This window comes from Clostridium tagluense (genome assembly GCF_003865095.1).
Taxonomy (GTDB): domain Bacteria; phylum Bacillota; class Clostridia; order Clostridiales; family Clostridiaceae; genus Clostridium_AD; species Clostridium_AD tagluense.
The window spans coordinates 39,017-65,787 of sequence record NZ_BHYK01000023.1 but is presented as its reverse complement, the minus strand read 5'-3'; the positions used below and the strand labels follow the sequence as shown (position 1 = coordinate 65,787).

21 protein-coding genes, 1 other RNA gene and 1 other annotated feature are annotated in these 26,771 nt (G+C 31.6%); of the genes, 16 read left to right on the top strand and 6 right to left on the bottom strand.

Annotation, left to right across the window (positions count from 1 at the left end; all coding sequences use genetic code 11):
- Positions 1-197 precede the first annotated feature (197 nt).
- From Ctaglu_RS17745 to Ctaglu_RS17720, 6 genes are all read left to right on the top strand, one after another.
- Positions 198-575 carry an NAD(P)/FAD-dependent oxidoreductase gene (locus tag Ctaglu_RS17745; RefSeq protein WP_125004153.1) on the top strand — a complete coding sequence of 126 codons (378 nt, stop codon included), beginning with the start codon at positions 198-200 and terminating at the stop codon, positions 573-575.
- Positions 576-691: 116 nt separating this feature from the next.
- A complete protein-coding gene (locus Ctaglu_RS17740; RefSeq protein WP_125004151.1) occupies positions 692-2,080 on the top strand; it encodes an alanine/glycine:cation symporter family protein in 1,389 nt (462 codons plus the stop codon).
- A 173-nt stretch (positions 2,081-2,253) separates the two neighbouring features.
- Entirely contained in the window at positions 2,254-2,772 is a 519-nt protein-coding gene (gene lepB / locus Ctaglu_RS17735; protein WP_125004149.1) for a signal peptidase I, read from the top strand.
- A 470-nt stretch (positions 2,773-3,242) separates the two neighbouring features.
- Complete coding sequence (pepV, locus tag Ctaglu_RS17730) at positions 3,243-4,634, top strand: dipeptidase PepV (RefSeq protein WP_125004147.1); 1,392 nt, start codon at positions 3,243-3,245, stop codon at positions 4,632-4,634.
- A gap of 187 nt (positions 4,635-4,821) precedes the next feature.
- Positions 4,822-5,910 (top strand): dipeptide epimerase, encoded by a 1,089-nt coding sequence (locus Ctaglu_RS17725; protein ID WP_125004145.1) that lies wholly within the window; start codon positions 4,822-4,824, stop codon positions 5,908-5,910.
- Positions 5,911-5,931: 21 nt separating this feature from the next.
- Positions 5,932-8,109: a HelD family protein gene (locus Ctaglu_RS17720; RefSeq protein WP_373861693.1), complete on the top strand. Its 2,178-nt coding sequence runs from the start codon at positions 5,932-5,934 to the stop codon at positions 8,107-8,109.
- Between the two features lie 160 nt (positions 8,110-8,269).
- On the opposite strand, the gene Ctaglu_RS17715 is transcribed toward Ctaglu_RS17720, so the two are convergent.
- A complete protein-coding gene (locus Ctaglu_RS17715; protein ID WP_125004143.1) occupies positions 8,270-8,635 on the bottom strand; it encodes a DUF4363 family protein in 366 nt (121 codons plus the stop codon).
- Between the two features lie 24 nt (positions 8,636-8,659).
- Positions 8,660-9,364: a DUF421 domain-containing protein gene (locus tag Ctaglu_RS17710; protein WP_125004141.1), complete on the bottom strand. Its 705-nt coding sequence runs from the start codon at positions 9,362-9,364 to the stop codon at positions 8,660-8,662.
- 204 nt (positions 9,365-9,568) lie between these two features.
- Here Ctaglu_RS17710 and Ctaglu_RS17705 point away from each other — a divergent pair, with 204 nt between their 5' ends.
- The 7 genes from Ctaglu_RS17705 to truA all read left to right on the top strand — a co-directional run bounded on the left by Ctaglu_RS17705 (position 9,569) and on the right by truA (position 17,687).
- A complete protein-coding gene (locus Ctaglu_RS17705; protein WP_125004139.1) occupies positions 9,569-11,356 on the top strand; it encodes a sigma-54-dependent Fis family transcriptional regulator in 1,788 nt (595 codons plus the stop codon).
- 216 nt (positions 11,357-11,572) lie between these two features.
- Positions 11,573-12,928: an L-cysteine desulfidase family protein gene (locus tag Ctaglu_RS17700; protein WP_125004137.1), complete on the top strand. Its 1,356-nt coding sequence runs from the start codon at positions 11,573-11,575 to the stop codon at positions 12,926-12,928.
- A gap of 165 nt (positions 12,929-13,093) precedes the next feature.
- Positions 13,094-13,282: non-coding RNA, 6S RNA (gene ssrS, locus Ctaglu_RS17695), on the top strand.
- Positions 13,283-13,504: 222 nt separating this feature from the next.
- Positions 13,505-14,308, top strand: coding sequence for a hypothetical protein (locus tag Ctaglu_RS17690; RefSeq protein ID WP_125004135.1), 804 nt, complete (start codon positions 13,505-13,507; stop codon positions 14,306-14,308).
- 13 nt (positions 14,309-14,321) lie between these two features.
- Positions 14,322-15,440: an ATP-binding protein gene (locus Ctaglu_RS17685; RefSeq protein WP_125004133.1), complete on the top strand. Its 1,119-nt coding sequence runs from the start codon at positions 14,322-14,324 to the stop codon at positions 15,438-15,440.
- 8 nt (positions 15,441-15,448) lie between these two features.
- Positions 15,449-16,816: a vWA domain-containing protein gene (locus tag Ctaglu_RS17680; RefSeq protein WP_125004131.1), complete on the top strand. Its 1,368-nt coding sequence runs from the start codon at positions 15,449-15,451 to the stop codon at positions 16,814-16,816.
- Positions 16,817-16,949: 133 nt separating this feature from the next.
- The gene (gene truA / locus Ctaglu_RS17675; protein ID WP_125004129.1) at positions 16,950-17,687 is read left to right on the top strand and encodes a tRNA pseudouridine(38-40) synthase TruA; all 738 of its coding nucleotides are present in this window, start codon (positions 16,950-16,952) and stop codon (positions 17,685-17,687) included.
- An 89-nt stretch (positions 17,688-17,776) separates the two neighbouring features.
- Here truA and Ctaglu_RS17670 read toward each other — a convergent pair whose 3' ends face one another.
- Complete coding sequence (locus Ctaglu_RS17670) at positions 17,777-18,889, bottom strand: DUF362 domain-containing protein (protein WP_125004127.1); 1,113 nt, start codon at positions 18,887-18,889, stop codon at positions 17,777-17,779.
- A 192-nt stretch (positions 18,890-19,081) separates the two neighbouring features.
- The gene (locus Ctaglu_RS25995; RefSeq protein ID WP_233439854.1) at positions 19,082-19,447 is read right to left on the bottom strand and encodes a DUF5658 family protein; all 366 of its coding nucleotides are present in this window, start codon (positions 19,445-19,447) and stop codon (positions 19,082-19,084) included.
- Between the two features lie 608 nt (positions 19,448-20,055).
- Between Ctaglu_RS25995 and Ctaglu_RS17660 the strand changes: the two genes are divergently transcribed.
- The 3 genes from Ctaglu_RS17660 to Ctaglu_RS17650 all read left to right on the top strand — a co-directional run bounded on the left by Ctaglu_RS17660 (position 20,056) and on the right by Ctaglu_RS17650 (position 23,101).
- Positions 20,056-22,503 carry a heavy metal translocating P-type ATPase gene (locus Ctaglu_RS17660; protein WP_125004123.1) on the top strand — a complete coding sequence of 816 codons (2,448 nt, stop codon included), beginning with the start codon at positions 20,056-20,058 and terminating at the stop codon, positions 22,501-22,503.
- Positions 22,504-22,566: 63 nt separating this feature from the next.
- On the top strand, positions 22,567-22,773 hold the full coding sequence (locus Ctaglu_RS17655) for a heavy-metal-associated domain-containing protein (protein WP_125004121.1): 207 nt from the start codon (positions 22,567-22,569) through the stop codon (positions 22,771-22,773).
- A 61-nt stretch (positions 22,774-22,834) separates the two neighbouring features.
- Positions 22,835-23,101, top strand: coding sequence for a metal-sensing transcriptional repressor (locus Ctaglu_RS17650; RefSeq protein WP_125004119.1), 267 nt, complete (start codon positions 22,835-22,837; stop codon positions 23,099-23,101).
- Between the two features lie 181 nt (positions 23,102-23,282).
- Here Ctaglu_RS17650 and Ctaglu_RS17645 read toward each other — a convergent pair whose 3' ends face one another.
- Together Ctaglu_RS17645 and Ctaglu_RS17640 are read right to left on the bottom strand one after the other, a co-directional pair.
- Positions 23,283-24,383 carry a PRK06851 family protein gene (locus tag Ctaglu_RS17645; protein ID WP_125004117.1) on the bottom strand — a complete coding sequence of 367 codons (1,101 nt, stop codon included), beginning with the start codon at positions 24,381-24,383 and terminating at the stop codon, positions 23,283-23,285.
- A gap of 549 nt (positions 24,384-24,932) precedes the next feature.
- Positions 24,933-26,303 (bottom strand): ISNCY family transposase, encoded by a 1,371-nt coding sequence (locus tag Ctaglu_RS17640; RefSeq protein ID WP_125004115.1) that lies wholly within the window; start codon positions 26,301-26,303, stop codon positions 24,933-24,935.
- A gap of 209 nt (positions 26,304-26,512) precedes the next feature.
- Positions 26,513-26,744, top strand: a binding site (T-box leader).
- Positions 26,745-26,771: the final 27 nt, after the last annotated feature.

Here is a 26,771-nt window from a genome sequence, read left to right as displayed (position 1 = left end):
AAATTGTTGAAATTAGAAAGCAAGGGTGATAAATATTAAAAAAACTAAAAGATTATTCATGGTAGAATAATCGGAATTGATGCACAAAACCTGTGTGTTACACTGGAAAGCAATGAAACTGTGTATTTTGATATCCTTTCTGTTGATACTGGTTCGGAGATGGCAGGAAAAAGCGTTCAGGGAGTTCTGGAATATGCATGCTGCATCGAACCATTGGAAAACCTATTTACATTACGGGGGAATTTTATAGAAAAGATAGCTATCTTCAGTCTGTTGATTATGATTTTATTTTCGGAGCAGGAGACTGTATTTCCTTTTATGAATTTTCATATGTAAAAAAAGTTGGTGTTTATGCCATCAGGGAAGCTCCTCACCTCTACAATAATATACTGAAATTCATAAGAAATGATGGATTGCAGGAATATATACCTCAGAAAAATTATATGGCAATTATATCCTCAGGGAATAAAAAAGGAATCATACAGTATAAGGGAATGGCTATATCAGGAGGAGCATGCTGGAAATTGAAGGATTTTATTCATTGTAAATTCATGAAAAAGTTCAAATTTTATTGATGAGTTTTAAATTTTATGAAAAAGTATATATCAGAATTTGTCGGAAAATTCTGATATATTATAAATTCCAAATAATGTATAATAAGAGTGATTAAACTATAAAAGGGGGATTTTTTATGGAATCATTCGGTCAACTAGTTGCCCAAATTGATAGCTGGATATGGGGAATACCACTTATTGTATTATTGTTTGGCACTCATCTATTTTTAACTTTTAGGCTTAAATTTATTCAACGCTACATTTTTAAGGCTATAAAACTTTCTGTAACCAAAGATGATTTTGGTGTGGGAGATGTAAGTCAATTTAGTGCTCTAACTACAGCGCTTGCAGCTACTATAGGAACAGGAAATATAGTTGGTGTTGCAACAGCAGTTGGTCTTGGTGGACCTGGTGCAGTTCTTTGGTGTTGGTTAACGGGTGTATTTGGAATAGCTACAAAGTATTCTGAGTCTTTATTATCTGTTAAGTATCGTGTTAAAACTAAAGATGGTACAATGGCAGGTGGACCAATGTATGTTTTAGAACATGCACTTAATGCAAAATGGGCAGGAGTATTATTTGCAGTATTTACAAGTATTGCAGCTTTTGGTATTGGGTGTATGGTACAAGCAAACTCCGTATCGTCAATGGTATATGAAACATTTAAAATCCCAACGTGGGCTACAGGCCTTGTAATAGCTGTATTAGTAGCAGTTGTTATATTAGGTGGAATAAAGAAAATAGCTAAGGTTTGCGATATTTTAGTTCCATTCATGGCTATATTTTATGTTATTGGGTGTATTATACTTCTAATAATAGGTTACAAAACTATTGGAAGCACAATAGTCCTAATATTTAAGGATGCTTTCTCACCTCAAGCTGCAGCTGGTGGATTTGCTGGAGCAGGGGTTATGATGGCAATGAGATATGGTGTTTCAAGGGGACTTTTCTCAAATGAATCAGGTCTTGGTAGTGCACCTATAGTTGCAGCTGCAGCACAAACAAGAAATCCTGTTAAGCAAGCTCTAGTTTCAGCAACAGGTACTTTTTGGGATACAGTAGTTGTATGTGCAATGACAGGCTTAGTTATTGTAAATTCGGGTTTGTGGCAAGAAGGAGTAAAGGGTGCGGCACTTACTAAAGGAGCATTCGCGGCTATTCCTGTAATAGGGCCTATCATTTTAACAGTTGGACTTTTAACATTTGTATTTTCAACTATACTTGGTTGGTCATACTATGGAGAAAAGGCAATCGAATACTTACTTGGTAAAAAAGCAATCCTTCCTTATAGAATACTTTGGGTTATATTTGTTTACGTTGGCTCAGTGTTCTCACTTAATCTAGTTTGGGATTTAGCGGATTTATTTAATGGATTAATGGCACTTCCAAATCTAATTGCTTTAATAGTACTCAGTCCTGTAATTGTTAGTGAAACTAAGAAATATTTATGGGATGATAACCTTGAAGCAATAGACACTGATCCCATAAGGCAAGTTGATGAAAAAGGAAATTCTTTATCAATGTAAATAGATTTTATAAATAAAGCTCTTGGCACGCTAAAATGCTAAGGGCTTCAATAATTTTATAGATTAAAGCACTAAAAGTTTAAAAATTGTTTACATATGCTAAATTTTAAATACTGCTATATTATAAATATTGTGATAAAATATTAGTGTATTAGAATTGAGAGGAGATAATCATGGATATTATAAAAAAGGTATTTAAAGACTGGATACTGCCAATACTAGCAGCAATTATAATAGCAATTATCATAAATAAGGTTATTTTCTTTAACGTGTCTGTTCCAACTGGATCAATGCTACCAACTATAAAACTAGATGATAAGATTTTAGTAACAAGAGTTCATAACAAGAAAAACCTTAAACATGGGGATATAGTAGTATTCCATTCTGATGAATTAAATGAAGATTTAATAAAGAGACTTATTGGACTACCTAATGATGAAGTGGAAATTAGAGATGATGGGTCACTATACATAAACAAGGTGAAAATAGACGAGAGTTATGTTGTAAATCCAGGTGGCAAAGCAGGAATGAAATTTAAAATTCCAGAAGGCAGTTACTTTTTTATGGGAGATAATAGAATAAACTCTTCAGATGCAAGATACTGGGCAAATCCTTTTATACCCGGGAAAGATATAATGGGTAAAGCAAGAATTAGAATTAGTCCCTTTAGCACATTTGGAAAATTAAAATAAGAAAATAGTAGAGTATGAATGCAAGTTTATACATCTGCTATTTTCATTTTTTTTGAAAACATGCCACAGTTAGGAATATCTATCACAATATTTCTTGGTTAGATATAACATACGGTCCTAAAATACTTCCAGGGTTAGCATTAAGTCATGAATTCTCAACAATGATGTTCTTTGCACTAGGATTAGCAAATTACCTATTCGCTACAAAAATAGACAAAAAAACCATTTAGTGTTATAATTAGTTAGGGTATAAAAGATTAAATGGTGAAAAAGTAAAACTGTTTTTTTATCACAATAAGTCAGTAGAAAGATTTATGAGATGAAGCAAAATGCTATTAATAGATTAATTATGTTTCTAAAGTATTTGTCTCGAAAGGGATGGATTACTTTTGAAAAATAATAATATATATCATATCTAAATAAAACACATTAGATGATTTAATGTGGACTATAAATGGAGGGGAACGAATATGGAAATAAATAAATTAATTGACGCTATGAAAGAGGATATTGTTAAATCTACTCAAGAGGTCATAAGAATTAAGAGTATAGAAAGTGAACCAAAACCTGGAATGCCTTTTGGAGAAGGTGTAGCTAAAACATTAGAATGTGCTTTAAATACTGCAAAGAATTTAGGCTTTCATACAGTTAACTTAGATGGTTATGTTGGATATGCAGAGTACGGACAAGGTGAGGATTATGTTTTAGCCTTAGGACACTTAGATGTAGTTCCTGAAGGAGAAGGATGGATTTATCCACCTTACGGCGCAGAAATTCATGATGGGAAAATGTACGGACGTGGAACTACAGATGATAAAGGACCAATAATGGCAACATTATATGGACTAAAGGCAATTAAAGATGCAAAATTACCTATTTCTAAAAGAATTAGAATCTTATTTGGAACTAATGAAGAAACGGGAAGCAATGAAATTGAACATTATTTAAAAAAAGAAAAAGCACCAGTTGCTGGTTTTACGCCAGATGCAGACTATCCAATAATCAATGGAGAAAAAGGTATAACTATTTTCAACATTGTAAAAGATTTTAATAAAAAGAATTCTGGTGAAAACCTTATAAAATATATCAAAGGTGGTCGAGTAGCTAACATAGTACCTGATTATTGTGAAGCAGGAATTGTAGCTAAAGATGCGAAAAACATTATTAGTGCATTAGATATTTTTGCAAAACAGATGGATTACAAGCTTTCCTGTGAAGTTAAGGAAGATGTGGTAATAATTAAATCTGTAGGTGAAGCAGCTCATGGAAGTACACCAGAAATTGGAGTAAATGCTATAATGCAATTATTTGCTTTCCTTGGAACTGTAGATATTGGAACAAACGATGTGTCAGAATTCGTTAAATTTTTAAATAAGAATATAGGTATGGAAACACATGGTGAGTCTTTTGGGGTTTGTCTCGAAGATGAGAATTCAGGAAAATTATCCTTTAATGTTGGAGTTGTAAGCATGGATGAAAATTCAGCTACAATGACTTTGAATTTAAGATACCCTGTAACAAATAAACTAGAAGATATGATGAATCCATTTAATAGTAGGATAGAAGGAACTGGAATAAAAATAGAAAAGTTTGAGCACCAAGGACCATTATACTTTTCACCAGATAGCCCAATTATTAAAGCACTTCAAAAAGTTTATACTGAGCAAACTGGAGAAGAAGCTAAATTACTATCTATAGGTGGAGGAACTTATGCTAAGGAAATGCCTAACACTGTAGCATTTGGACCAATGTTCCCAGGAGAACCAGATACTATTCATAAGAAAAATGAATATATTACTATAGATAATTTAATTAAGAATGCTAAAATATATGCTCACGCATTATATGAATTAGCAAAGTAATAATGGAATAACATATAGGCCTATATCTTATAAAATGAGATATAGGCCTTAGTATTTTAAAAGAGCTATATTTTTAAAATTAATTAATATAAAAGTTGTAGAATTAAAATGGATATAGAGGTATAATACAATATTATGAACAACTTAAACACTATAAAAAATATTAAACTTTTAGTGGAGGATAATTATGAAAATAAAAGAGATTAAAATGGGTAAAATTAGTACTCCTTTGAAAAAACCATATAGAGTAGGAAAGAGATTCCTTACATACTCTGATGAAATAGTTATAAAAATGATTACAGATACAGGAGAAATAGGATATGGTAGTGCAGCTCCTACGCCTTCTATAACTGGAGAAACAGAGAATTCAATTATTGGAGCAATAAATTATATTAAGCCAGAAATTCTAGGACTCGACATCGATAATCTTGAAGAAATTATGAAAGTAATTCATAATTCAATTCATGGAAATAATAGTGCGAAAGCTGCTATTGATATGGCTATATATGATTTACTTTGTAAAAAATATGGAGTGCCACTTTATAAATTTTTGGGAGGATACAAAACTTCATTAACTACGGATCTTACAATAGCAAATGATACTGTAGAACAAATGGTAGGAAAATCCCTAGAAGCTGTAATGGATGGGTATACTTATTTAAAGGTAAAAATTGGGAACGATTTAGAACATGATATAGAGAGAGTAAAAGCTGTAAGAAAAGCAGTAAGACGAGGAATAAAAATAAGGGTAGATGCTAATCAAGGTTGGAGACCCAAAGAAGCTGTAAGTATTATTAGAAAATTTGAAGATATGGGACTAGACATTGAGTTTGTTGAGCAACCAGTTAATGCTTGGGATATAGATGGGTTAAAATATGTTACAGATAACGTAGAAACAAAAATTCTTGCAGATGAAGCAGTTTTTGGGCCTTCAGATGCTTTCAAGATAATTGAAAGAAGAGCGGCAGATCTTATAAGCATAAAGCTTATGAAGTGTGGGGGCATAAATAATGCAATAAAAATATACAATATGGCAGAAAATATGGGTATAAGATGCATGATGGGTTGTATGCTAGAAAGTAGAATGGGCATAACAGCAGCAGCTAGTTTTGCGGTATCGAAATCTAATATGATTAAAGCAGACTTAGATACTATGTTGTTATTTGAGCATGATTCAATAATTGGAGGAGCAGCTATTACAGGAAATAGAATAACTATTAATGATTCTCCAGGCCTTGGTATTTCAGATATTATCGGATGGCATGAAATTTTATAAAAATATAACCATTGAAATGGGGTGATAGTTTTGAATAATAATAAATATGATATGGACGCTAGTCTCATAGAAGTGGAATTAAAAAAGCAATTAGAATTTAATATAGAAGAAGAAAAACTAAAAGTGGATATTGAAATCATTAGTGAAGAAATTCTAAAATATATTGAAAAGAGAAAGGAAATTACAAAATATATTTTAGAGTATAGGAAAAAAGTAATTGAAGACTATAGAGATGATGAGGATATGGTAATAGAATATTTTGATCATGAGATATATGTTAAGGAAGAAGCCTTCAAAACTATTGATAGAAGACTCAAAGAGTTAACTCAGCTTAAGAGCTCTCCTTATTTTGGAAGAATTGATTTTTCGGAAGAAGATTTTGGTATTAATAAAATGTATATAGGAAGATTTGGAGTTACTCCAGAGAATACATTTGAACCACTAATAGTAGATTGGAGAGCACCAATTGCATCCTTATTTTATACCGGAGCTTTAGGAGAAACTTTTTATGAAGCACCTAAAGAAAAGATGCTAGTGAATATTTTAGCTAAGAGACAATACATTATAAAAAAAGAAAAACTTATGGGTATGTTTGACTCAGCACTAGATATAAAAGATGAGATACTTCAAATGGTGCTTAGTAGCAATGCTTCAGAAAAGTTAAAAGATATAATAATGACAATACAAAAGGAACAGGATGACTTAATAAGACAACCAAGAACCAAAACTATTGTTGTGGATGGTGTGGCAGGAAGTGGAAAAACTACTATTGCTCTTCATAGGGTAGCTTATTTACTTTATAATTACAGAAAAATACTCCAAGATAAAGTTCTAATACTCGGACCCAATAATGTATTTATGGAGTATATATCACAAGTGTTACCAAGTCTTGGAGAATCAGGGGTTAAACAAACAACCTTTAGAGACTTTGCTTTTGATATTTTAGAGATTGAAGAAGTAATGAGTCTAAAAGAATACATGGAAAAAGTGCTTAGTGGTGAAAGTGAATTTACAGAAGATATTATCTATAAAAATTCTATAGAATATAAAAATTTCCTCGATGAATCAGTAGAAAAATTAGATAGTGAATATTTTAAAATAGAAGATTTACTTTTTATGAATGAGGTAATATTATCTAAAGAAGATATAATGGAAATGTTTTATAATTATTATAAAACTATGCCCTTATTTAGGAGAAGTAAGAAAATTAAAAGAATTATTTATTCTAAGATTAGTGATGCTAGAGATGAAAAAATTAGACTTATACAAAAGGAATATGAAAAAACTGTGTCTTTATTATCTGAGGAAGAACAAAGTTTTAAAGTAAATGATTTAGAGTTTAACAGAAAACTTAAAATACGAGAAGTTATTAGAGAGATAATAAAGTTAAAAAGAAATCTTGCTTGGCTAGAAAATGGAAACTGTGTTGATTTATACAATAAAATCAATGGCTATAAAAGATTAACTGAAAATGATTTAGGTGGTATCTTGTATTTTAAAAATAAGTTAGAGGGAATAAAAGTTTCTGAGCAAATCAAACATGTAGTAATAGATGAAGCTCAGGATTATAATCAACTTCAATTCCTAGTAATAAAAGAATTAACAAGGTGTACTTCCTTAACCATAGTTGGAGATAGTAATCAACGGATTATTCCATATCAGGGAAGACTGCCTATGCATGACTTGAAAAATATACTTCCACAATGTAATGTTCAGGAGTTTAAACTAAATACTAGTTATAGATCTACAGTGGAAATTATGGAGTATGCCAATAAATATTTGAGTACAGAACCTATTGTTCCTATAGTAAGAAGTGGCGAAGCTGTAACAGAAAAATCAATATCTGACACGGATGAATTTAAAAGTTATATGGTACAAAAAATTGAAGATTTTAAAAGCAATGCTTATGAAAATATTGCAATTATATGTAAGGATATAAATGAAACAGAAAAAATCTTCAAGTTAATTAAAGACATTGCTAAGATTAAAATTATTAACAATGAAAATGCAGTGTATCATAGTGGCATTGTTGTTATTCCATCCTATTTTGCTAAGGGACTTGAGTTTGATGCAGTTATTATGCTGCTAGAAGCATCAAGTGGTACAGGAGATGAATATAAGCAAGAGGATAAACTTAGATATGTGATGGCAACTAGAGCATTACATGAGCTTCATGTGGTTCAAAAAAGTTCATTTTAGATTAAAAAATTTTTCTTATATTATGCTATAAGGTCAAGTATATATTGCTTAAATGCATTTTACGCAATATATACTTTTGTTAGCATAATCTAAGAAAAAAGAGTGTGCCATAAAAACAATATTGTTTTCAAAATAAAAGGAGATAAACTAACGCGGTCTACTACCTTGTTAGTTCATCCCAATCTTCCATGATCTCATTTAATTCTATTAGTGTACTAGCTTTATCTTCACTGGTTATGGAGCCACGAAGTTTAGCTATATTTAAACTTATATTATATATTTCATCTCGCTCAACACTAAATTGAATACGTGGAATTATTTTTTTCCAGGCTAAATCAATATTAGTCATATCTTGCTCAAGCATATCCCATCTCTCGGATTTTGCATGTTCTATAGATACCTCTACAAAAGCAACTACATCTTCTGACTGGTTATGAGGTTTTTTTAAATAATTACCACCAAGCATTAATAATACAAAGACTGTTAAAGTAACTATTGGTATAGAGTATGATATTAATTTTTTCATAAAGTTAAGTTACTCCCTTATATTTTATTTGTTATTTTTTTTTATATGATCTTTATAAAGATCTATATGTAGGCCACTGGTGGCATTATAAATAGCTAAGAATACTTCGGAAGCGTCATTAATGCCTTTGCTTTTTAATTGTTTCATTAACCATCTTTCATTCCTATTGATCTTATCTAAGCTATCTTGCAAAATGGAGCCATCGTAAATCACTTCAAAATCAATACTGGCAGGTGAAGTTTTAAGATTTAAATCTTTTGGGGTAACTGGATCACACTGAGTTTTTTTTAAGATAGACAATTGACCATCTTTTTCCAGGATTGCATAAGCCACTTGGTCTATATCAAAAATATCTTTATCTCTTAACTGTGATAGAAGGTCGCCTATGGTGTATCGAAATTTTTTCATGGACTCCTCTAGTATTTTTCCATTTATAATAACGATGGTAGGCTGTCCATCTAGGTATTTTTCAGCAGTCTTTGATTTAAGAGTTATTAATTGTAAAATTAAGCATAAAGCAGTCCATGTAAATAGTCCTACCCAATGAGGCCATGCTCTACTAGTTAAATCTGTAGTTAGAGAGGAGGCTGTAGAACCTATAGTTATACCAACTACATAATCAAAAAAAGTAAGCTGACTAACCTGCTGCTTGCCGAGAATACGGGTAAATATCAATAATGTAAAAAAGCCAATGATTCCTCTGACTAGTACTATTAGGCCTTCGTTCATGGGAACACCTTCCTTCAATAATATTATATCCAAGTTTATAAGTTATATTAATTTTAATATTTTACAAACAATAAATTTAAATTATTATTTGCTCAAGGTGAAATTTAAGTGATGAGTTAGCCAAGTAACTTACCACTTGCAACCTGGGTGGCACCAGAGATATAATAAGCGTGTATTTAAGTAAAAAACAAGAGGATGATAAAGATGGATTTGATAAAAATTGTTTCAAATGTTCAGAAAATTTCTGAGGCAATATCAAGTGTCATAAGGGTAGATGTGACTGTTGTAGATAATAATTATAATAGAATAGCAGGTACAGGAAGATATAGAAATTGTATTGGAGAAAAAGTAAATGAAAAATCTGCTTTTGGGTTTTCTTTAACACAAGGAGAAAGTTTTATTATTGAAAATCCTAGGCAACATTTTACATGTTTAGAATGTGAGAATGCTTACAACTGCGAGGAATTTGCAGAGGTCTGTTGTCCAATTCATGTAGGAGATGTCACTGTTGGAGTAATTGGGCTTATTGCCTTTGAAGAAGAGCAACGGGATGCTATTATAAATAATAAAGAAAATCTAATGAATTTTCTAAATAGAATGGCGGATTTAATATCATCAAAGTTATTAGAACAGGAAAATACAGAGCAAATAAAGCTTTTAGTAAGTGAACTAGAGATAGTTCTCGATGCTGTAGATAGAGGGATTATAGCAGCGGATCACGCAGGAAACATTCTTCATTATAATACCAAAGCAGCAGAGTTATTTAAGCTTCAGCGAAATCAAATTTTAAAAACTAATATAAAAAAATTTATTGGTAGTTTAGATTTTGATTTGCTTATTGATGAACATAAAAATTTAAAAAATAAAGAATTCACTTATAATAATAATAGCCATCATTTCAGGGGAGTTTTTGATGCAAAGCCTATTAGTATCGGCGATAAAAGCTTTGGCATAGTATGTTCCTTTAGTAATATTTCTGATTTGTTAAAAACAGTAAATCATATTACCACGGGTACCATGATTACTTCCTTTGATAGTATTATAGGTAGTAGTTCTTGTTTAGAGCAGGTTAAAGTAGAAGCAAAAAAGGCTGCGAAATCTACTTCTACAGTGCTTATTCAGGGAGAAAGTGGAACGGGAAAAGAATTATTTGCAAGGGCTGTTCACTTTTATAGTGCTAGAGCTAAAGGGCCTTTTATTCCAATAAATTGCGCGGCTATTCCAGAACAATTACTAGAAAGTGAGCTTTTTGGGTATGAGGATGGAGCGTTTACAGGAGCAAGAAGAGGTGGTAAGGCAGGGAAATTTGAACTCGCAAATAAGGGAACTATATTTTTAGATGAAATTGGAGATATGCCTATTCATCTTCAAACTAAACTTTTAAGGGTAGTACAGGAATACGTTATTGAGAAGATTGGCGGAAAAGAATCCATTCCTATAGATGTAAGAATTATTGTAGCTACTAATAAAGATTTAGAAAAAAAAGTGTTAGAAGGGGAGTTTAGGCAAGATTTGTTTTATAGATTAAATGTAATCCCACTTAATATACCTCCATTAAGGGATCGAAAAGATGATATAGTGATTCTTATGGATTATCTTTTGGAAAAATGTAACGTTAAGCTAGAAAAGCATATAAGTAAAATAGAAGATTCTGTTTTAGAAATTTTCATGAATTATAAGTGGCCAGGGAACGTACGTGAATTGGAAAATACCATAGAATATGCCGTAAATATGTGCGGTAGCTCAGTTATAAAATGTATGGATTTGCCTAAGCGGTTGAAAGTTTCATCAAATACTTTAGAAATTAATAAAAATATAGGGATTATACCTATTAAAGAATTAGAGAAAAAGGAAATTTTAAAAGCGTTAGAACATTTTGGACATAGCAAACAAGCCATTACAAAGGCTGCTGAAGCTTTAGAATTAAGTAGAGCAACGCTGTATAGAAAATTAAAAGAATATAAAGCGGAACAGTATCAAAATGAGAATTAATTATCAATTTGATACTGTTTTTCCATGGTTTTTATCATTTTGAGAAAAATAAAATTAAGGGGGCTATTATATCAATGATTTTATTGGCATGAATATTGCTTTAATATGTATTAGTAGTATTAAAAAACATTCATAAAGACTACATAAGTTTTTGATATATTTAAATTTGATAGTATACATATTTTTAATAATATAATTCATAGAGGGAGTGATTTCATGAAATTAAGAAATCTTATAGTTGAAACGTTGAAAGAGGAAGTAGTTCCTGCCATGGGATGTACTGAGCCAGTAGCTGTTGCTCTTGCCTGCGCAAAGGCTAAAGAATTAATGGCTTTTAATTATATAGAGAGTGCAAAAGTTTTTGTTAGTCCGAATATATACAAAAATGGATTATCCGTTGGCATACCAAATACAAAGGAAGTTGGGCTTCATATCGCAGCGGCCCTTGGGTTTATTGGTGGAGAAAGTGAAAAGGATTTAAGAGTACTTGAAGGAATTAATGAGAGGCAAGTACAACTTGCGAAAGAACTTTTGCATAGTGGAAGAGTATCATTAGATATTAAAGATACTGAAGACAAGATTTATGTAGAAGTAAATCTTGTGACAGATAAAGGCAATTCTAATGTGATTATAAGCGGAAAACATAATAGATTTGTTTATATTGAAAGACTAGGAGAAGTCCTTTTAGATTTAAGAAAAGGGGATAAAAAAAGCAATATTGGAAAGAACATTCTATATGGTTTAAAAGTAAGAGAAATTATAAGCGAAATTGAGAAAATTCCTCATAAAGATATAGCTTTTATGTTAGATGGAGTAGTAATGAATGAAGCTATAGCTGAAGTTGGACTTAAAGAAAAAATGGGCATGGGGGTTGGATTTAGTCTTAAGAAAGGTATGGAGCAAGGATTTCTTTGTGAGGACTTAATGACTTCTTCAATGATGCTAACTGCAGCTGCTAGCGATGCTAGAATGTCCGGAATAAATTTATCAGTTATGAGTAGCAACGGAAGTGGAAATAATGGGCTTACAGCAATTTTACCATTAGTAGCATACAAAAATAAATTTAATGTGACTGATGAAAAACTGGCTAAAGCAGTTGCGATAAGTCATATTATGAATAGCTATATAAAACATTATATAGGAAGATTATCAGCGCTTTGTGCTTGTGGTGTTGCAGCTGGAACTGGTTCTGGGGTAGCTATAGCATGGTTAATGGGTGCGAGTGAAGAGCAAATAGATGGTGTTATAAAGAACACCCTTGCAAATACAAGCGGTATGATATGTGATGGTGCAAAGGAAGGATGTGCATTGAAGCTTTCCACATCTGCATCAGTTGCTGTGCAATCCGCAGTTTTGGCTATAAATGGTTCTATTGTACCTGCAAGAAATGGAATTGTTGCAGAAACTGCTGAAGATACAATTATGAATTTAGGAGTTTTATCTTCAGAAGGCATGAATATTGCGGATGTTGTTATATTAAATACTATGAAGAAAATGCAAAAAGAGTTTGAGACCTTGCCGTTACATGAAAATTCAAAATCATACTTAAAAAAACAAGGCATTATCGCATAGCATTTAATAAAACAAATAATGAGTGAGAATGTATTATATTTTACATCTTATTCTCATAAATTTATTTAAAAAAAATTGTAATTTACTATTGAATTTTATTTTAATTCTGATATAATAAAATCAATAGATAGTAATTAAACTTACTTAAAAATTTTATATGAATATATATTTCTGGGATATTCGTGAAGCTCTTATTTTCAACCTACAGTATTAATACGGGAGTTCAAGATCTAGATGCATACTAGGCCTATAAGACCAATATTTAATTGGCAAGGACTGCTAAACATCTCTGAGGACACCCACCTATCATAAAGATAGGTGCAAAAATTGGGGCAACGGTACCTTGGATTATAAATTTAAAAATTTTGGTTCGTTTATAAAAGAGATAGAAATATCTCTTTTTTTAGTTTGTAAAAAATTATTAAATTTTGAAAATTAATCGTGGACGGTTAACAACTATTTATACTTTTCTTTTTTATGCTATAATTGTATTAAATTAATAAGGCAGTTATAAAAAAATACCAGCTTAATGAATAGTTGCTTTTTTGAATATAATTAGTATAGAGGTGAAGTTTTATGACAGATGATAAAATTCTACAAATGATAGAGAGTAACCCAATTATTATAAAAAATATTAAAGAACTTAGTGAGGAAATGAAGATTAGGGCTATAAAAAAAGATGGGATAATGATACGTTATATAAAAAATCCTACAAAACAGATGCAAGACATGGCAATAAAAAGTAATTGTATGGCCATTGAGTTTATAGAAAATCCAACTTATGATATGAAAAAATATGTTGTATCAAAGATTTGGAATACTTTAGACTTTATAGAAAATCCCAGCGCCGAATTAATAAAGATCGGTATTAAGCAAAAAGGGTATGCAATAAAATATGCCAAAAGCCCCAGCATAGAATTACAAAAATTAGCTATAGAAAGAGATTATGACTCTATAAGATTTATAGACAGCCCAATTGAAGAAATACAACTTTTAGCTATAGAAAAAAACTATGAGACTTTAAGATATATAGAAAATGCAACTATAAAGGCAGAAATATTGGCCATTACGGAAAATGAAGCTGCTATAAAGTTCATTTTAAACATAGATGAAAATAAAAAAATATTGTTTTTAAAACACAATTCCCTGGTAATGAAATATTTTATTAATGACCTACCAAGGGATGCGGTAGAGATGGCTTTTAAAGAGGTATTATCTAAAGAAGATATATCAGAAAAATATGTAAGGGATTTTATTAACTGTGAAAGTATAAATGAGAAATATGGTAATATATCATTGGATAAAATCATTTTTATTTATAAATATGGAAGTAAAACCTGCAAAAAAATAGCGGTTGATGAAAAATTGAAGATGATCTAAGGGGAGATAAGTTATGAATTTTAAGGATACGCTGCAAAGTGCGGAGCTTGTTATAGAAACGGATGAAGTACCAATAATTGTAGGAGAAAGCGGTATAGGAAAAACTGCCCTAGCTAAGGAACTCGCAAAAAAGAAAGGCTGGAGCCTAGTTGTTATAGATGGAAACCTTTTAAAAGAAGGAGAAATAGGTGGTCTTCCAACAGTTGAAGATTATAGTTTTAAGGATGATAGCGGTAGGGCTATTAGTAAAAAAAATACTGTTTACGCGGTTCATACAAAGCTACAGGAAATAGATAGTTTGATAGATGATGGCAAAGAGGTTTTTTTATTTATTGATGAGATAAACCGTTGTGAGCATACTGTGCAACAAGAGCTTATGAATCTTATATTAAACAGAGATATAAATGGGTATAAGCTTCATGATAGAGTAAAAATATTAGCTGCAATGAATCCTTCTAGTAAATATGGAGACGATGTTGACTATCAAGTAGTTGATATGGATGCAGCACAAGAAAATAGATTTGTTTGGCTTTATATGGAAAGCGATTCAAAAGCTTGGCTGAGCTGGGCTATTGAAAATAAAATAGAGCAAAAGGTTATAGAGTTTATATCTACTTTTCCGGAATATTTACAAAGTACATTAAAGGGTGAGCAGATAAAGGCAACTCCTAGAAGCTTTGAACGGGTTTCTAAAAGCTATAGGATTTACAAAACAAATAAAGATAAAACTCCTAAAAGAGTATTTTTAAATATTCTAAAAGGTAATTTAGGTGATAGAATTGCTCATGAGTTTATGGCTTTTGAACAGGAGAATAATAAACCTTTAATTTCTTATGAAGAGGTGTTTGATCCTTCAGAATTGACGCAAGAGGTTATAGGAAAAGTAAAAAAAGAAAGCCACACAAGACTATACTTGATAGCAAAGAATATTTTGCATAATTTAGATAGAAAAGAAATTTTAAATAGCGATATAACAAGATTTGTAGAGTTTTTGGGGTTATATCCTGTGGACCTAGGCATAGGGATTATGCAGGATATTAAAGAGAGTTATAATGCTACTTATAAATTATGTTTGGAAAATGAAGCTTTTGTTGAAATGTATTTTAAGGCCTATAATGAGATAAAAGGCTAGGTGATATTATGGGAAAGGTATTTGAAAGTTTTAAAAACTCACTTTACGACCAGATTTCTAATCTGAAAAGAATTGAAGACATGCCAAAAGATTTTAATGAAGAATTTTTGAAACTTATTACTATGGTTAATTTTATGCTCATAGAAGATAATGAAAACTTTTATGGCTACTTTCTACTTCAAATGTCTAGAGAAATAAAATATGATATAACTTCGCCCACAGCTGTGAATTTTAAATTATCTAAATATGTAATTTATTTCAACCCATATATTTTTTTGAATCTTACAGGGGAGCAGATGAAAAGCACTATTAAACATGAGATTTATCACATACTATCATTTCATTTAAATCGTGCAAGAGTACTTAAAACAAAATATAGTAACTTGGCCATTAATATGGCGATGGATATAGTAGTTAATCAGCATCTAAAGGATCTTCCACACTTTGCTACAACTTTAGATAGTATAAATTTTAAATATAGTTTAAATATGCAACCTTATATGATTATGGAGTATTATGTGGATAAAATTCAAATGGCTCTAAATTTATTAGAGGAAAAAGATGAAACTAAGGAAGATGAGTCTAAGTACGAGCAGATAAAAAAAGAATATGATGCTTCTAAAACTCATGATTTGTGGGAAGAATCCACAGAAATAGATGAGGAGACCCTTAAAAATTTTACAGAGAAATTTGTAGTGTTAGCAGAGAAGGGCGCAGTTCCTCTTTATTTGGAGGATATGCTTAAAGGTCTTGCAGGGAAAAAGGGTGAAATTCCTTGGAATATGTATCTAAAGAAAATGATGGGAACGCTAGAAGGTGACAAAAAGAAGACTATTACAAGAAGAAGTAGACGCCAACCTAATAGATTAGATTTAAGAGGAGAACTTAGGGGGCATACAGCTAGAATTACCCTGGCTATAGACATAAGTGGAAGTATTAGTGATGAGGAATTTCATGGAGCAATAAAAGAGGTTTTTAATATTGTAAAAACCTATAAACACGAAATAACACTGCTTGAATGTGATACGGAAATAAGACAAGCATACAAGGTGAAATCCATTAATAATGTACGTAAGCGAAGCAGTACTGGCGGTGGTGGTACAAAATTTACACCGGTTTTTAATTATGTGAATAATACTGATACAAACATACTAATATATTTTACAGACGGAAAGGGTGAAGTAAACCTAGGTGTAACGCCAAAAGGCTATAAAACCTTGTGGGTTATATCAGGACGTGGTGATAAACTTTCATTAACGCAGCCCTTTGGCACGATAAAAAAACTAAAACCTGTAGACATAAAAGAGGATACTGAGGATAGGATAGATGTAATGGTGGATGGTTTTTCTGGGAATAACCATGAGCCAATATATTAGGAAATTTTTCTTAGGTTATGCTATAAGGTCAAGTATAATATAATAGCTTTATTTTAGTAGGGAAGATATAATTAAAGTATTCATTGGGCAAAATTAAAACATGAATAATCAAATAAGTTAAAGGCGGAAATATATGAGAAATTTAAAAATGATATTAGAATATGATGGAAGCAGATATAAAGGATGGCAAAAACAAGAGGATAACGATTTAACATTGCAAGGTAAAATTCAAAGTGTACTGTCTAAGATGGCAGGAGAACCTATTGAGGTTTCAGGCTGCGTGCGAACAGATGTAGGGGTACATGCTGAAAATTATATGGCGAACTTTCATACAAATAGCGATTTAAGCAATGAAGCCATACTGGATTATCTACATGAATTTTTACCAGAAGATATAGTAGTGAAATCTATGGTAGAAGCAAGTGAAAAATTTCATGTGGCATATAACATAAAATCAATTACTTACGTGTATAAAATAAATAATAATGAATTAAGAAATGTATTTAATAGAAAATATGTTTATCATAGTGAGGGTAAACTTAATTTAGAGGAAATGAGAATTGCAGCAGAATCTTTAGTTGGAACTCATGACTTTCAGGGGTTTACTACGGTCACATCTGATACTAAATCTACTATTAGAACTATTAATTATATAAATATAATTGAGAAAAATGATATGGTAGAAATAGAAATTAATGGTAATGATTTTTTGTGGAATATGGTAAGAATTATTATAGCAAGCCTTATAGATATAGGTGAAGGAAAGCTAGAGGTAGAAGATATAGAAACGCTGTTAACTGAAATAACAGAGTCAAAATATAGCTTAATGGCTAAATCAAAAGGGCTATCACTAAGAAATATAGAATACTAGGATAAAAAAGCATGAAATTTGTCTCTGTAAATGATTGTACAAAAAAGAGAAAGTGATATTCACTTTCTCTTTTTTGTTAATGCATTTTTCTATTTAACTATTACTAGCTCATATTCGTCAGTACCAAGGCCAATAGCCTTTGCATGGGCTAGTCCAACCTTCCAATTTGTATCAGGATGTATATGAGAAAATTTATCTTGTCCCTCATGATAATCTCTATCGGAAAGTTCAGTTGCGTATAATGCTGTTGATTTGTTAACCATATCAACGCAAGCTTGATCTAAGGCTACTGGATCAAAGGATGCAGCTATGCCTATATCTGGAACAATTGATACATCGTTTGAGTTCCAACAATCACAATTAGGGGAAACATTCATAATAAAGCTAATATGGAAAGTTGGCTTATCTTTAGCAACTGCATAGGCATATTCTGCAATCTTTTCATTAGCAATGTCCGCGGATTCATTCCACTTTACAGTTGCTGAGTCAAAACGACATACGGCAACACATTGACCGCAGCCTACACATTTATCATAATCTATAGTTGCTTTCTTATTCTCATTAAATGAAATTGCACCATGCAGGCAATTTTTAATGCAGAGTCCACAGCTTACACATTTATCATGTTTCATAACAGGTTTGGAAGCAGAATGCATTTCAAGCTTTCCTCCAATGGAACCAGAGCCCATACCTAAATTCTTTAATGATCCACCAAAACCAGTCATTTCATGGCCCTTAAAGTGGGTCATAGAAATAACTATATCTGAATCTGCAATGGCTGAGGCTATTTTAGCAGTTTTGCAATATTTTTGGTGTATTGGAATTTCTCTATAATCCCCACCTTTTAATCCATCGGCTATAATTACGTTACAGCCAACTGACATTGGATTAAAACCATTTTCCATGGCTGCTTCAATATGGTCTACAGCATTAAACCTTCTTCCAGAATATAATGTATTTGCATCGGTAAGGAAAGGCTTACCACCTAGTTCTTTCACAAGTTTAACAATGCTACCAGCATAGTTTGGTCGTATGTAGGAAAGATTTCCTGGCTCTCCAAAATGAATTTTTATAGCTACGAATTTATTTATAAAATCAATATTTTTTATACCTGCATCTACTACAAGTTTTTGAAGCTTATCCAATAGATTATATCCTGGCTTTGTTCTTAAGTCTGTAAAATATACCTTTGATTTTTTCATTTAGGTACCTCCTAGGGCTATAATAATATTTATTCGAATTAATTTGTATAATTCTACTATTATAACATATTGCAACAAAGGTTTCCAATTATAAATATTTCCACTTAGTATATTTAAGAGGGAAAGTTCTCTAGGTTCCATTATACAGGGAAAGAAATTCTTGGCTTGCTTAAAGGTGTACAAGAATCATGACTAACTTAGTGTAAATAAGCCTAATAGTAAAAAACATATTAAATGCCAGAAATTAATTATCAAATAAACTAAAGTAGCAATATTAATAATAATATTGGACTGCTTTAACTGAGTTTCATTTGCCTTTTTCATTCTAATGTATAGGCATAATAACAACACCGCTGGTAGTACAATTTTTAATATAAAACTAGCAGATAAACTTTGCAGGGCTTTTGTGATTAAAAAATTTGTCTCTAGGAATAAGCCCGTAGACAAAAGTAATATAGTAAATAATATATCAGTTACATTCAGCAAGTATAAAATGAAAAACTTATATTTTATATTTCCAAGTGTATAGTTTTTTATAAAAGTTATCAATCTAAACACCTCATTCAAGAGTTAGTATATTCAAGTAAAATGATAAATATATTATTATTGTTAGTTATGTTAAAATTTATTTTCATTTGACTAGTATTTGCATATAAAAAAATAAATATACAGCGACCTGTTGGAGTGCATTAAGGATGGATTTAACAATATTTAGGAAGGGGATGATAAATGCATGGGTATTGCAGAAAATAATGCAAGGCTTAAATCAAAATTATAGTAATTAAAAATAAAATGATTATATATGTTTATAAAAAATACGTATTTATATAATAAGAAATATATAATTTTTAAATTTAGAATGAATCAGTATCATATCTGCTTCATTTTTATATGAGGAATTATATATGAATAATAATATACATAACTTATGCTTCAGAGGGAGTCCTTGAAAAGTAAAGCAGTTTTAAATGAAAATTTCTTTAAAAAAGAGGTTGACACATCTTATTTTTAGTATTAGTATATAAGTGCACCACCCCCACACCGGGGGAGGGTATAGGAGAGGCGAAATAATGAATAATGAGCAAAAAGAAGCCATAAAGGCTTTAAAAATATCAAAATTAATTGTTAAATAAAATATATGGAAATTATACAAGGAGGGAAATTATATGGTAACTAAGTCATTAAAAATAGAAGGCATGACCTGTGCATCTTGTGCAAAGGCTGTAGAAAGAGCTACTAAAAAATTGCAAGGAGTAAATGAATCGAATGTAAATATTGCTACAGAAAAACTAAGTATAAACTTTGACGAAGCAGTGGTTTCTGTAGAAGATATTCAAACAGCTGTTGAAAAAGCAGGATATAAAGCAATTGGTGATGCTGTTAATAAAACTATGAAAATTGAAGGAATGACCTGTGCGTCTTGTGCGAAGGCCGTAGAAAGAGCTACAAGAAAGCTTGATGGAGTTACAGAGGCAAATGTTAATTATGCAACCGAGAAGTTAAGTATAAACTACGAACCTTCAAAGGTTAAAGTAATAGATATAAAAAAAGCAATAGAAAAAGCTGGATATAACGCTATAGAAGAAGAGACTACAGTAGATGAAGATAAAGAGAAAAAAGAAAAAGAAATAAAACTGTTATGGAAAAAATTCATTATATCTGCCATATTTGCAGTTCCGCTACTATATATATCTATGGGTCATATGATAGGATTTCCACTTCCGGATTTTATTAATCCAATGATGAATCCTGTAGCTTTTGCTTTAATACAATTAATTCTAACTATACCTGTTGTAATTGCTGGTAATAGATACTATACAGTTGGATTTAAAGCATTGATTAGAAGAAGTCCAAATATGGATTCACTTATTGCAATAGGTACATCAGCGGCTGTTCTTTATGGAATATTTGCAACAGTTAAGATTATTTTAGGAGATACAAGTTATGCTATGGACTTATACTTTGAGTCAGCGGCAGTAATTATCACTTTAATAACCCTTGGTAAGTATTTAGAATCTGTTTCTAAGGGAAAGACCTCTGAAGCTATAAAGAAGCTTATGGGACTTGCTCCTAAAACAGCTATGGTTATAAGAAATGGAAAAGAAATAGAAATTACAATTGAAGAAGTGGAAGTAGGAGATATTATAATAGTTAAACCAGGAGAAAAGATGCCTGTAGATGGTAAAGTTGTAGAGGGTACTACTTCTGTAGATGAGTCAATGCTTACAGGTGAAAGTATGCCAGTAGAAAAAAATTATGGAGACAAGATTATTGGCGCAAGTATAAATAAAAATGGAACTATAAAATATGAAGCTACTAGAGTTGGCAAGGATACAGCGCTTGCTCAAATTATAAAATTAGTAGAAGATGCTCAAGGATCTAAAGCTCCCATTGCAAAACTTGCAGATGTTATTTCAGGTTACTTTGTTCCAATAGTTATAACCCTGGCAGTGTTATCTGGTTTAGGATGGTACTTCATCGGTGGAGAATCAGCAATGTTCTCACTTACAATATTTATATCTGTTCTAGTAATCGCTTGTCCTTGTGCCCTTGGACTTGCTACTCCAACAGCAATAATGGTTGGTACAGGTAAAGGTGCAGAATATGGTGTTTTAATAAAAAGTGGTGTAGCACTAGAAACTGCTCATAAGATACAAACTGTAGTATTTGACAAAACAGGTACTATTACTGAAGGTAAACCAAAGGTTACCGATGTGGTTGTTATAAATGGCATAGTACAAAACGACTTACTGCAATTAGCAGCTTCTGCAGAAAAAGGATCAGAACATCCACTTGGAGAAGCGATTGTAAAAGGAGCCACAGAAAAGGGATTAGAATTTAAGAAACTTGATTTCTTTAAAGCTATTCCGGGTTATGGTATTGAAGTTAAAATAGATGGTAAAAACATTCTACTTGGAAACAGAAAACTTATGATTGAAAGAAAAATATCCTTAGAAAAGTTAGAAAAAATTTCAAACAAATTAGCCCAAGAAGGTAAGACCCCAATGTATATAGCTATAGAAAGCGAGATGGCAGGTATTATCGCTGTTGCTGATACTGTTAAAGCAAGTAGTAAGAAAGCGATAGAAAAGCTTCATGAGATGGGAATTGAAGTAGCAATGATAACTGGTGACAATAAGAGAACCGCGCAGGCTATAGCTAAACAAGTCGGAATTGATAGAATATACGCCGAAGTATTACCACAAGACAAGGCAAAGGTCGTTAAAAAGCTTCAAGCAGAAGGCACAAAGGTTGCTATGGTTGGTGATGGTATAAACGATGCCCCAGCACTAGCGCAAGCGGATATCGGGATAGCTATCGGCTCTGGAACAGACGTTGCAATGGAATCAGCAGACATAGTTCTTATGAGAAGCGACTTAATGGATGTTCCTACAGCGCTAGAGTTAAGTAAAAGTACTATAAGAAATATTAAACAAAACTTATTCTGGGCATTTGGGTATAATACAATAGGAATACCAGTTGCTATGGGAATCCTACATGTATTTGGAGGTCCATTATTAAATCCTATGATAGCAGGAGCTGCAATGAGTCTTAGTTCTGTGTCTGTAGTAACCAATGCTTTAAGATTAAAGAGATTTAAGCCAGTTAGATAGATATTAAAATATATGATTTTAGGAAGTATTATTGAATATAAAGAATATTAGGAGGAATACAAAATGAAAAAGAAAATATTAGTTGAAGGTATGAAGTGTGAAAATTGCGTTAAGCATGTGAAGGAAGCAGTAGGTAGTGTAGAGGGTGTAATTAGTGCAGATGTAAATCTTTCTAATAAATCTGTTATAATTGAGACTAACACTGAGGTAAGTGATGAAGCTATAAAACTTGCCGTTAATAGTGAAAAATATAAAGTAGTTGATTTGTAATTAATCTTGACATAAATTGAATAATAATTTAGAATTAAACTCCATATGGGAGTGATAAAATATGAATGAAGAAAAGAAAAAAGCTTTACTGGCCTTAAAAACTTCAAAAGGACAAATAGAAGGAATAATTAAAATGATTGAAGAAGAAAGGTACTGTATGGATATATCTAATCAGATAGTTGCATCTCAGTCTTTATTGAAAAAAGCTAATTTATTGATTTTAAAACAGCATCTCAATCATTGTGTAAAAGATGCCTTCATAAACAACATGGGAGATGAAAAAGTAGATGAAATAATAGGTTTACTTTCTAAGTTACTAAAAGACTAAATAAAAGAGACTAGACAATGATAAATGAGAGTTCTATTAGATACAGAGTTACTAAAGATACAGCGTTAGCTCAAATTATTTTCTTCATAACTTCTTCACAAAATTAGTGTATTGTTTATATAATTTAATTAAGAATGTGTATTAAGTGCAAAGAGCTGTGGATAACCACAGCTCTTTAAAATTACCTGTTATTTAAATAATCATCTTCATATCCATTTATCTTTTTAATAACCTTTGTTAATACTTCATCTACTTTAGAAAAATCCATATTTGGAATAAAGGAAGTTTCAAGTTCGTCATGTAGAGCTTTAGCTTCTTTTATTGTGGCTAAACCCTTGTTTAAAAGTGTGAAAAACTGGGTTGCATCATATTCCATTTCAGCTTTATTTTTTTCAAGGGTACTAAGATTTAAACAGTCTTTCATGTCAATTACAGTACCGGGTAGATCTAAATTATTTATTTCATTGGAGGTTAATATGGCAACATTTAAGTCAGGAATCAATATATGCTCGATTTTTTCAGGAATAAGGGGTGTATGGAAAATTTCTACATAGTGACCACGTCTTAAGGCTTCAGAAGATAAGAATTCTAGTATACTTGACTTGCCAGTACCAGGACCGCCTTTTAGTACATAAATTTTCTTGTAATCTGAGCACAAGTTTTCAATATAGGTGATAATACCATTAGGTGTAAAAGCTGTAGCAAATAAATGTCTATCATAACCTATATTAGATGCTGGAGTAGTAAATAGTGATTCTTTTAGATTTTCTTTTAGTAGGTTTATCTTATTAATATTTAAGGCTTCATTATTATAGGTATACCAATCATCATAAACTAATTTAGCTGCTCCAAAAAATTTATAGGCTCTTTTAAAAGTTTTACCCACTTTTTTATTTATGTCGATTATTTTATGCCTATATTTCTTAAAGCCTTCTTCATCCCAACAATCTCCCATGTTTAGAATTTCATCTACAGCTCCAGGATTTACGGGGTCTACTACATGAGGTGAAGTCCCATCAAGTATTGCTACATTAAGTCCTTTAATAACTAATCCATCTAATGAATTATTATCAGAAGAGCAGTGATGGTATTCTATGTCGTAGCCTTTTTCATTAAAGTATTTACCAACTTTCTTCATTAAGGAGGATTTACCTGTTCCAGGGCCTCCTTTTATGCATATTATTCTTCTTGCTTCATCCTGACCTAATATATACCTATAGAAGGAATAGAAGCCTCTTGAAGTATTGCCGCCGGGGAAAATATTTTTAATAGTACCTTGCATAAATATCACACTCCATATCATCATATCAATATATAATATTCAAAAGCATAGAAAATGGTGATATAGAAAACCCTGATAATATAATTTAGACACCGCCTAAATTAGAAGAATATATAATTCAACAATTGAAAATAAGTTAAAAACTAGGGTGTCAAGCATTTTTGAAAATGTCCCAGAATATTTAAAACATTAGCACCAGTTTTTCTGGTGCTTTTTATATTAATTTTGGTTATTTAATGAATGTTGTGCAAAGTGGCTTTAAGATTATTTAGTTACTTTTAAATTTTTCTTAAAATATTTTTTAAATATCTTTTAGCCGTAGGCTTCTAATTTTTGATACATTAAAACTGAAAGGTTATTTTTGAAAATGTGCAATAATCCTCCCATTCATATTAGCGTAGCTAGTGAATGCCAATCCAGTTCTTTTTATCAATTTGATTTTATTATCTATGACTTCTATTGGTCAATTTCTTAATTTTGGGGTTCACTTAATAAACCTTTGAAGATTGTCTTTTTCAAAGATCTAAAATGACCAGATTTTTAGTGTTCCTATGCTACACTATTGTTTCGGTGAGCTTGCTTGTTTAGATACCGCTCAAATGAATCTTGTTTCCAAGGATGACTCATTGGTGGTATGTAGCGTTTTCTAGGTTGGGCATTTGGAACAGCTAAATAAAAGTTTTTCGAGGAAAGTTCGTGCCCAGGTAATAAATCTAGCGCATAAACTTTCTCATCTACACACAAGAAAATCTCGCCATTAAATGATTGAATTACCATTCCAACTGTTCCTTTGCGATAATGTACAGAATGTCCATTGCAATCCATAGGTAAATAGTAATTCTTTTTAAATTTGATACAACTTCCGTTATCCACCTTCCTACTAGTCAATACGGCAAGAGTTAAGTTGATTTTTTCAATATCTGGTTGCGTTTCAAAGACAGATTTGATATTATCAACAGGTAATGCAAACTGAGCATTGAATTCTTTTATGTAGGAGTTTAAGAATTCGTTTGCTTGCTCAATTGTGTTTATACCACTTATCCGCATTTCCAAGGGGAGGCGTGATTGTAACGTCTGAAACATTCTTTCTACGCGTCCCTTGGCTTGTGGAACACTACTGGTTTTAATTTCTATACCCAATTGTTTACATGCGTAGCTAAATTGTGTAAATGTGTCCTCTTCAACTGAAGGGGAATTTTTTTGTTTATATTCAAATACAGTACGTCTATCAGTAAATAACATGTAGGGAATACCATAGTCAGTAAGTACTTGGTATAGTACATGATAGTATCCATTTAAAGTTTCTTGTGAATCGAAATAAGCACCCACAATAGCGCCAGTAGCATCATCTACTGCGATATGCAGCTGACTTTTCTCGTTACCGAACCAAAGATGTACCGAAGCATCCATTTGAAGCATTTCGCCTGCATAAGCACATCTTGGACGTCTAGGATGTGCATCCTCGGCAGCAATTATAGAACTTTGAATTTTAGCAATTTCTTTTATAGAATTAGTTGCCTTTTGCAGCTCTTTTAATTCAGCCTTGATCCTTTTTCTTGTAGCACGCTTCGCCTTAGGGGACAGGATGAAATCCTGCATAAGGATAGAACGAATGGTGGTAGTGGAAACCGTTATATTCTCGTGCTTTTTTAGCAATTCGCAAAAATGAGTAATATTGGCTTCAGGGTATTTGGTGCAATATAAATCTAGGATTAACTGTTTGGTATTAGCATCAAGAGTATGCACGGGCTTTCGCCCTCGATTACCATGAATAAAGAATTCTTTCCCACTTTCTTTATACCCATTAATCAATCTGTTAATATGCCTAAGCGAACAATTTAGAGTAATAGCTGCCCGCTTTTTGTTGCCAGCTGTTTCTATTAATTTTTTTATAGTAGAGTACTTATCCATTTCTTCCATAGTTAAATTCACCTTTCTTATTATCAGCACCTCATTTCTAGTTATGAGGTTTATTATACAATGTTTTCATATTTGGGACATAATCAAATGTGGTATAGTAAGACATTATCATAAACGAATCATACAATTGAAAATAAGTTAAAAACTAGGGTTGACAAAAATAAAATATGGCATATAATAAAAACATAACTATTCCTATATGAATACTAATATATGCGATGAAAAAGGAAAGTAATATGTTCAAAGGGTACAGAGAGGAAGCACTGCTGAGAAGCTTCTACCGAAAAATATATGAAGTGCCCTTTGGAGTATGGACCCGAAATTATAGTAGGGGACTACGGGTTCGCCCGTTAAAGCGATAAAGCATTTTGTGCTTGAAATTAAGTGAGATTTTATATCTAATTAGGGTGGGACCGCGAAGTTTATAGCTTCGTCTCTATAAAAGGAGACGGGCTTTTTTGACGTCAA

Coding starts and splice junctions, on each gene's coding strand:
- Ctaglu_RS17745 (WP_125004153.1), top strand. CDS start 198: ATGCTGCATCGAACCATTGGAAAACCTATTTACATTACGGGGGAATTT.
- Ctaglu_RS17740 (WP_125004151.1), top strand. CDS start 692: ATGGAATCATTCGGTCAACTAGTTGCCCAAATTGATAGCTGGATATGG.
- lepB (WP_125004149.1), top strand. CDS start 2,254: ATGGATATTATAAAAAAGGTATTTAAAGACTGGATACTGCCAATACTA.
- pepV (WP_125004147.1), top strand. CDS start 3,243: ATGGAAATAAATAAATTAATTGACGCTATGAAAGAGGATATTGTTAAA.
- Ctaglu_RS17725 (WP_125004145.1), top strand. CDS start 4,822: ATGAAAATAAAAGAGATTAAAATGGGTAAAATTAGTACTCCTTTGAAA.
- Ctaglu_RS17715 (WP_125004143.1), bottom strand. CDS start 8,635: ATGAAAAAATTAATATCATACTCTATACCAATAGTTACTTTAACAGTC.
- Ctaglu_RS17710 (WP_125004141.1), bottom strand. CDS start 9,364: ATGAACGAAGGCCTAATAGTACTAGTCAGAGGAATCATTGGCTTTTTT.
- Ctaglu_RS17705 (WP_125004139.1), top strand. CDS start 9,569: ATGGATTTGATAAAAATTGTTTCAAATGTTCAGAAAATTTCTGAGGCA.
- Ctaglu_RS17700 (WP_125004137.1), top strand. CDS start 11,573: ATGAAATTAAGAAATCTTATAGTTGAAACGTTGAAAGAGGAAGTAGTT.
- Ctaglu_RS17690 (WP_125004135.1), top strand. CDS start 13,505: ATGACAGATGATAAAATTCTACAAATGATAGAGAGTAACCCAATTATT.
- Ctaglu_RS17685 (WP_125004133.1), top strand. CDS start 14,322: ATGAATTTTAAGGATACGCTGCAAAGTGCGGAGCTTGTTATAGAAACG.
- Ctaglu_RS17680 (WP_125004131.1), top strand. CDS start 15,449: ATGGGAAAGGTATTTGAAAGTTTTAAAAACTCACTTTACGACCAGATT.
- truA (WP_125004129.1), top strand. CDS start 16,950: ATGAGAAATTTAAAAATGATATTAGAATATGATGGAAGCAGATATAAA.
- Ctaglu_RS17670 (WP_125004127.1), bottom strand. CDS start 18,889: ATGAAAAAATCAAAGGTATATTTTACAGACTTAAGAACAAAGCCAGGA.
- Ctaglu_RS17660 (WP_125004123.1), top strand. CDS start 20,056: ATGGTAACTAAGTCATTAAAAATAGAAGGCATGACCTGTGCATCTTGT.
- Ctaglu_RS17655 (WP_125004121.1), top strand. CDS start 22,567: ATGAAAAAGAAAATATTAGTTGAAGGTATGAAGTGTGAAAATTGCGTT.
- Ctaglu_RS17650 (WP_125004119.1), top strand. CDS start 22,835: ATGAATGAAGAAAAGAAAAAAGCTTTACTGGCCTTAAAAACTTCAAAA.
- Ctaglu_RS17645 (WP_125004117.1), bottom strand. CDS start 24,383: ATGCAAGGTACTATTAAAAATATTTTCCCCGGCGGCAATACTTCAAGA.
- Ctaglu_RS17640 (WP_125004115.1), bottom strand. CDS start 26,303: ATGGAAGAAATGGATAAGTACTCTACTATAAAAAAATTAATAGAAACA.